Source organism: Actinoplanes sp. NPDC051633 (assembly GCF_040681735.1).
GTDB lineage: Bacteria > Actinomycetota > Actinomycetes > Mycobacteriales > Micromonosporaceae > Actinoplanes.
This window is the reverse complement of record NZ_JBFAZH010000287.1, coordinates 1-7,631: the sequence shown is the minus strand read 5'-3', so window position 1 is coordinate 7,631 and position 7,631 is coordinate 1. Positions and strand designations below refer to the sequence as shown.

The following is a 7,631-nucleotide window of genomic DNA, read 5'->3' as shown; positions in this document are numbered from 1 at the left end:
ACTAAAACCCCCTCGAGGCGCCCCCCCCCCCCGCAGCCCGCCCCCCCCCTGGGGGGGGTGGGCAAAATATGGGGGCGGGGGGGGGCCCGGCGCCCCCCCCACGCCGTGGCTGCCAGGTTGGTTGAGCGCGGGTTTCCGTCAGGGGAGGCCGAGGGCTGGGCGTAAGTAGGCGAAGTCTCGGCGGGGGGTCCAGCGCAGCGCCGGGAGGCCCGCCGCCCGGGCGCCGCGGATCGCTCGGTCGTCGTCGTCGACGTACATCACCCAGTGCGACTCCAGGCCGAGCGCCTCGCACGCCAGCGCGAAGAACTCCGGCGCCGGCTTGTGGATCTTCAGCTCCCAGGAGCTCAGGACCACGTCGAAGTCGCCGTCCAGGCCGAGTGACGCCAGGTCGCCGCGGAGCCGGTCGGTGGCGTTGGTTGCCAGGCCCACCGGCAGGCCGGCGGCGCGGACGTCGCGGACGAAGGCGAGCACCTCGTCGTCCACATACCCGCGATGGGTCTGCCACTGCGCCACCGCCGCGGCGGCCTCGTCCGCCGGCAGCGGCAGGCGCGATGCCACCTGGGCCATCCACTCCTGGTCGGTCATCTCACCCGAGACCGCGGGCCGGTACAGCTCCCAGGACATCGCCGTGGACAGCAGGACGCCCGCGGACAGGCCGTACTTGGATTCGACGTCCACCGCCACCGCGGGGTCCCAGAGGCGCAGCACGCCGTCCAGGTCGATGAGCAGGGCCCTGGCCGGCTGTCGCTGCACGATCTCTAGTCCTCCACGTCCTTGCTGAGCCGCTGGCTGATCACCTGGGTCACACCGGCGCGCATCGTGACGCCGTAGAGGGCGTCGGCGACCTCCATCGTGCGCTTCTGGTGCGTGATGATCAGCAGCTGGCTCTTCTCCCGCAACTGCTCGAAGAGCGTAATCAGGCGGCCCAGGTTGACGTCGTCCAGGGCGGCCTCGACCTCGTCCATGATGTAGAAGGGCGAAGGGCGGGCCCGGAAGATCGCGCACAGCATGGCCACGGCGGTCAGCGAGCGTTCACCGCCGGAGAGCAGCGACAGCCGCTTGATCTTCTTGCCCGGCGGCCGGGCCTCGACCTCGACACCGGTGGTCAGCATGTCCTCCGGGTCGGTCAGCACCAGCCGGCCCTCACCGCCCGGGAAGAGCACCTGGAAGACGGTCTGGAACTCGCGGGCGGTGTCCTCGAACGCGGTGGTGAACACCTCGAGGATCCGGTCGTCCACGTCCTTGACCACGGTGAGCAGGTCCTTGCGGGTGGCCTTGAGGTCCTCGAGCTGGTCGGAGAGGAACTTGAAGCGCTCCTCAAGCGCGGCGAACTCCTCGAGCGCCAGCGGGTTGACCTTGCCGAGCAGGGCCAGCTCGCGTTCTGCCTTGTTGGCGCGTTTCTCCTGCGTCGGCCGGTGGTAGGGCACCGGCTCGGGAACAGGTTCGCCGGCGGAGGAAGCTGCGTTCACCTCGGCCTGGGTCGGCGGCACCCACTGGTCGGGGCCGTACTCGCTGACCAGCGTGTCCACGTCGAGCGAGAAGTCCTCGGCGGCCTTCGCCTCGAGCTGCTCGATGCGCATGCGCTGCTCGGCCCGGGCCACCTCGTCGCGGTGCACCTCGTTGGTGAGCCGCTCCAGCTCGGACACCAGGCGCTTGGCGGTGGCCCGTACCTCCTGCAACTCCGCCTCGCGGGCGGTGCGTGCCCGGGCCAGCTCGTCGCGTACCTCGACCGCGGTCTCCAGCGACACCGCCACCCGGCGCATCGCGGCGGCGGCGCCGATGGCGACCGCCTTGGCGATCTCCGCGCCCCGCGCCCGTGCGGCCCGGCGGGCCGCGGCCCGCTCACGGGCCTGCCGCTCCGCGTTGGCCTGGCGCATCAGGGAGTCGGCGCGGCCGGCGATGGACGAGACCCGCTCCTCGGCGGTACGAACGGCGAGCCGCACCTCCATCTCGTTCTGGCGTGCCTGCGGGACCATGCCGGCCAGCGTGTCGCGTTCCTCGGTGGACGGTTCCTCGTCGATCGGCGTGTCCTCGGCCGCCTGCAGGCGCTCCTCGAGCTCCTGCAGCCCGGCCAGGTCACGATCGCGGTTGGCCTGCGCCCGCTGCAGGGACGCACCGAGCCGCTCGGTCTCCGCCTTCGCCGACCGGGCCGCCGCGCCCAGCTCCGCGAGCCGGCGGGCGGCCGCGTTGCGCTCACCCTCGGCGGCGCGCTTGGCGGCGGCCGCCACGTTCACGCGTTCCTTGAGCTCGGCCACCTCGGCCCGCGCCTGGGCCAGCCGGTCCTTCAGCTCGCCGATGCTCTGCTCGGCGACCTCCCGGTTGGCGCGCGCCTCGTCGACCGCGGCCTGCACCTCGATGTAGCTGGTGGCCTTGCCGGAGCCGCCGGCCGCCGAGTAGGCGCCCAGCACGTCGCCGTCCGGCGTCACCGCGCGCAGCTCGGCGTTGCCCGCGACCAGGGCGGTGGCCGCGGCCAGGTCCGGTACCAGCACGACGTCGCGCAGCGTGCGGTTGAGGGCGGGGCGGATGGCCTCGGGGCAGTCGATCACGTCGGGCGCCCAGACCGCGCCGTCCGGCAGCGGAGGCCGCAGCGAGTCGAGTGAGCCCTGCATGCCCGGATGCGCGGGGCCGCCGACCACGAGCGCGGCGCGGCCGGCGTCGGCGATCTTCAGCGTACGCATCGCCTCGACGGCCTCGTCCACACCGGCCAGCGCGACCGCGTCGGCCAGGCTGCCCAGCGCGGCCGCCAGCGCCGCCTCGTGTCCGGGCCGGACGGTCAGCATCGAAGCCAGGCTGCCGAGCAGGCCGGGCACCTGGTCGGCCTTGCCGAGCAGCGCGCCGGCGCCGTCCTTGCGACGCAGGCCGAGGGCGAGCGCCTCCTCGCGGGCCTTCCAGCTCGCGGCGTCCTTCTCCGCCGCGCGCTCGGCGTCGGACAGCTCCTTGACCACCGCGGCGGCCCGGTCGTGCGCGGCCACCGCCTCGTCGTGCCGCGCGTCCAGGTCGGCGTTGTCGCGGTCGGCCTCGGTGGACTCCGCGGACACCTCGTCGACCGCGGCCTGGGCGGCCTCGGCGCGCTGCATGGCGTCGGTGTGCGCGGAGGCGAGGCGCTCGATCTCCTCGTCGGCGCTCCCGGTGCGGGCCCGCGCGGCGTTGACCTGACCGGTCAGTTTGGCCAGGCCCTCACGCCGGTCGGCGATGGCCTTCGCGGCCGTACGCAGCGCACCCTCCGCCGCCGCCAGCTGGCGCTCGAGCTCCTGCCGGTGCTCCACCGCCTCGGCCAGCCGCATCTGGTCCTCGGTGAGCGCCTCGCGCAGCTCCTCCTCCTGCTCGCGCACCCGCTCGGCCTCGGCGATCAGCTGCTCGGGGTCACGGCCGGAACGCTCGTCCTCGGGTGCCGCGGAGAGGTGCCGCAGCCGCTCACCGGCCAGCTGCTCGGTGGACCGGAAGCGTTCCTGCAGGGCGGACAGCTTGTACCAGGTGTCCTGCGCGGCCTGCAGCAGCGGCGCGTCCTCGGCGTGCGCCGACTCCAGATCGGCCAGCCAGCGCTGCACCTCGCGGTTCTCGTCCTCGACCTGCTGGCGGCGGTCCCGCATCGCCGACTCGTCGGCGATCTCCTTGTCCAGCGTGGTGCGCAGCGTGTGCAGGTCGTCGGCGAGCAGCCGCAGCCGGGCGTCGCGCAGGTCGGCCTGGATGCCGGCCGCGCGCCGGGCCACCTCGGCCTGCTTGCCCAGCGGCTTGAGCTGGCGGCGCAGCTCGGCGGTGAGGTCGGTGAGCCGGTTGAGGTTCACCTGCATCGCGTCGAGCTTGCGGATCGCTTTTTCCTTGCGCTTGCGGTGCTTAAGTACGCCGGCCGCCTCCTCGATGAACGCGCGGCGGTCCTCGGGCTTGGCGTGCAGCATCGCGTCGAGCCGGCCCTGGCCGACGATGATGTGCATCTCGCGCCCAATGCCGGAGTCGCTGAGCAGCTCCTGAATGTCCAGCAGGCGGCAGGAGCTGCCGTTGATCTCGTACTCGCTCTCGCCCGACCGGAACATCCGCCGGGTGATCGACACCTCGGTGTAGTCGATCGGCAGGGCGCCGTCGCCGTTGTCGATGGTGAGCGTCACCTCGGCGCGGCCGAGCGGCGCGCGACCGGCGGTGCCGGCGAAGATGACGTCCTCCATCTTGCCGCCTCGCAGGGCCTTGGCGCCCTGCTCGCCGAGCACCCAGGCGATGGCGTCGACGACGTTGGACTTGCCGGAGCCGTTGGGTCCCACCACGCAGGTGATGCCCGGCTCCAGCCGCAGCGTCGTAGCGGAGGCGAAGGACTTGAATCCCTTCACCGTGAGGCTCTTGAGGTGCACGGATCTCCGGGGGTCGGTGGGTCTCCTGACGCGTTGCAGGCTACCTGCCCGGGGCCCGGACCTCCGGCTACGCCGCGCTACATGCCCTGGTCCGTGCACCATGCGGGGAAGAAACGAGAGCAAAAAGATGCGCGCCGCCACTGCCGGTGGAGGCGCGCTCACTGTTTTGCGTATGGGGTGCAGAGGGGATGGTGGGCGCCGGAACGACGCCCGGTGATCCGTCAGGCTGTGGTCTGTCAGGTCAGTGCGGGCTCGGTCAGCCGCGCGAAATCGTCTGCCTCCGCGGCGGCCGCCGCGAGACGATCATTTTCCGCCCGGAGGCGGGTGACCTCGAACTCCAGAGCCTGCACCCTGGCACGCAGTCGGGTGACCTCGTCGAGCAGGCGCCGGTCGGGCGCCGCACCTACGTGGCCGTAGAGGGCCTTCGCCATCATGAACTCCTAGTGAGACGTGCTTGTCTCTTCTTAAAGTGATGCCGGAAACGGCCGTGCCGACGCGCGACATCGATCCCCTAACCTAGGGATGGACCGCACACGCTCACGGGCACGCGTGAGCGCAGAGTCCTGCACCTGGAAACGTGCTATTAGGTGCTGATCGCTCGAGTCCAGGGGTGACCGGGACACGAGTATGCGCGACTGGCGACTCCTCCATAGTCCGCCGAGACGCACGCTGCGTCAAGCCGTGCGTACCGGCGGCCCGTCGTCCTGTCAGTGAATCACGCCACCCCCTGCGCCTTTGGCCGAGATTAAAGTTTCCTTATCCATCTGGCTGCCGCCTCGCGGTTACGCCTAGCGTCTCCGGCGTCACGTCCGCCCCGCAGGCTCCTCCCCGGGCTACTGGTGCCGGACGGCCCGGCGCCGGGTGCCAGTGGCGGGGTACCCGGCGCCGCTAAAAGCGACATTCATCGCGTATCGGACGCCATTTCGTGCAAATGGGGCAAGAATCTGTCGCCTAGACGACAGGGTCCCGTTACTTTTCGGCGCTGTGTCGTTGCCTCCTGCGTGATATCGCCGTCCTCCTCGACGCATCCGGTCTGAGCCGCGCATGCGCATCTGTCTGCTCACGGGTGGTGGGTATCCGTACCGGCGCGACGCGCTCGGTGGCTGGTGCCGGACCGTCGTCGAAGGGCTCCCCGAGGTCACGTTCGACCTCCTGACCGTCGTCGACCGGGAGTCACCGGGCGTGCCCGCGTACCCGCTGCCGGCCAACATCGCATCCGTCCGCGCGGTGGCTCCGGCCCGGGACGAACGCCGCCGGTCCGCCGCCTCCGACGACGCCACCTCGGCGGCGGTCCTGCTCTGCCGCGGACTGCTCGGCGAACAGGACCACGCCGACCGGATGTTCGCCGAAGGGCTCAACCGGCTCGCCCTGGTCTGCGATCCGCCGGCCGGAGTGCCGCTCACCGATGTGCTGATGGACGCCTGGCGGGCCGGCCGCCAGCTCACCGCGAACGACCGCCTGCCCCTGCCGCGGCTCAGCATGCGCGACGCCCGCACCGCCGCCACCCTGCTGCAGCACGCGATCCGGGCGCTGTCCGTGCAGGCGCCGCCGGCCGATCTGGTGCACTGCGTGGGTGGCACGACCCCGCTGCTGGCGGCGCTGGCCGGTCGGTGGCGCAGCGGAACGCCGCTGCTGCTGACCGAGGCGCGGGCTCCGGTGGCCCGGTTGCGGCCCGCGGAGGAGAGGCTGTCACCGGCGGTACGCACGGTGCTGCGCCGGTTCCGGCGGGCGGTGGCTCGCACCGGGTACGCCGAAGCCGAGCTGATCGCGCCGCTCAGCGCGTACCACCATGGTTGGGCTCTGCGGCACGGAGCGCGACCATCGCGCCTGGTCTCCGTCCCGGCCGGGGTTGATCCCTCCGACTTCGGCACCGCGGCCGAACCGGTCGTCGCCGACCCCGCGCTCGTCTGGGCCGGCAGCGGCGGGCCGGACAGCGGGCTGACGCCGCTGCTGGAGGCGTTCGGCAACGTGGTCGCGCAGGTCCCCGGCACGGTGCTGCACCTGGTCGGGGTAACCGCGACGCACGAGGACCACTGCGCCGAGCAGATTGAACGGTCCGGGCTGGGCCGTGCCGTCCGCCTGCACCCGCTGCCGGCCGACCCGCGCGACCGGTACGCGGCCGGTCACGTCGTGGTGCACCTGCCCGGGCCGGCCGACCCGCCCTACCGCCTGGTCGAGGCCATGATGTCGGGCCGTGCGGTGGTCGGGGTCGACGTCGGGCCGGCGGCCGAGACGCTCGGCGACACCGGGGTGCTGGTGCCCGCCGACGACCCGGGGACCTTCGCGAAGGCGTGCGTCGAGCTGCTGCGGGCGCCGGCGAAGCGGCGCGCCCTGGGCGAGGCGGCCCGGCGCCGCGCGATGACCCACTTCACCAGCGACCGGGTGGTGCGGGTCTACCGGGCGCTCTACACCGATCTGGCAACGCCACCGCCGGCGCCGAACTACGAGCTGGCGCTCTCGGTGCCCGCGCCACGCACCGAGGTGCCGGCGACCATGCGCTGGCTGGTCCGGGAGGACACATGACGATTTCGCCGCCACAGTCCTTCGACCCGGAGCCCGACGCCGAGCCGCGGCGGTCCCTGGGCAGCCTGCTCGCCGAGCACCTCGCGGAGCTGGAGGCCGAGCGGGCGGCCGTCGAGGAGGCCGCCCACTTCGACGACGTGGTCTACGGCTCGATGAAGCCGGACGCCGACGACGACGAGCCGGACGATCACGTCACCGCGCTGCCGCCGGTCGTGCCGCTGGGCGCGCCGCCGAGCACGCCGCTGGTCCTGCCGCGGCGCCCCGCCGAGTCGGTCGCCGAGCTCGCCGACCGGCTCGGCGACGACGTGGTGGACGCCGCCGACGTGGTCGCCGAGATCGGCCAGCACGGGGTGAACGACGACGAGGAGGCGCGCCGGCGGTACGGCATGTCGCTGCACGGTGTCGGTGTCTCCGTCCTCGATCACCTGGAGACGCGCCGCGCCCAGAAGGGCCTCCGGCGTGCCCCCGCCAAGCGCCCGTACCTGCTCGCCGCGCTGCTGCGCTGCGCCCTCTACCTTGGACCGCTGTCGGTCGCGGTGGCCGCCGCGCCGGCGCTGCACCCGCTGCACCCGCTGGTCCCGGCCGTGATCCTGCTGCTCGGCTGGAGTGCCGCCCAGGCGCTGACCAGTGTGGGCGCGGTCGTGGCGCGGCAGGCCGGCCCGGCGCCCGCGGCGCGGCTGGTCGGCGGCGGCTTCCTGGCCGCCGGGGGGGTGTGGGGCGGGCGGGTCTGGATCGCGCCGGCGGCGATCCTCGGCGGGCAGCGGATGG

At 73.0% G+C, this 7,631-nt stretch carries 4 protein-coding genes and 1 pseudogene; 2 read left to right on the top strand and 3 right to left on the bottom strand.

The features are described from left to right. Positions 1-138: 138 nt before the first annotated feature. The 3 genes from AB0M20_RS17845 to AB0M20_RS17835 form a co-directional block, all read right to left on the bottom strand. Entirely contained in the window at positions 139-753 is a 615-nt protein-coding gene (locus tag AB0M20_RS17845) for an HAD-IA family hydrolase (protein ID WP_364299368.1), read from the bottom strand. Between the two features lie 5 nt (positions 754-758). Continuing rightward, positions 759-4,340, bottom strand: a complete 3,582-nt coding sequence (gene smc / locus AB0M20_RS17840; protein ID WP_364299366.1) for a chromosome segregation protein SMC — start codon at positions 4,338-4,340, stop codon at positions 759-761. A gap of 236 nt (positions 4,341-4,576) precedes the next feature. Next, entirely contained in the window at positions 4,577-4,771 is a 195-nt protein-coding gene (locus AB0M20_RS17835; RefSeq protein ID WP_364299364.1) for a hypothetical protein, read from the bottom strand. 613 nt (positions 4,772-5,384) lie between these two features. Here AB0M20_RS17835 and AB0M20_RS17830 point away from each other — a divergent pair. Continuing rightward, a complete protein-coding gene (locus AB0M20_RS17830) occupies positions 5,385-6,863 on the top strand; it encodes a DUF3492 domain-containing protein (RefSeq protein ID WP_364299362.1) in 1,479 nt (492 codons plus the stop codon). Then, positions 6,860-7,631 (top strand): annotated as a pseudogene (locus AB0M20_RS17825) (hypothetical protein); the annotation flags it as partial. The gene AB0M20_RS17830 and the pseudogene AB0M20_RS17825, both read left to right, overlap by 4 nt.

Coding starts and splice junctions, on each gene's coding strand:
- AB0M20_RS17835 (WP_364299364.1), bottom strand. CDS start 4,771: ATGGCGAAGGCCCTCTACGGCCACGTAGGTGCGGCGCCCGACCGGCGC.
- AB0M20_RS17830 (WP_364299362.1), top strand. CDS start 5,385: ATGCGCATCTGTCTGCTCACGGGTGGTGGGTATCCGTACCGGCGCGAC.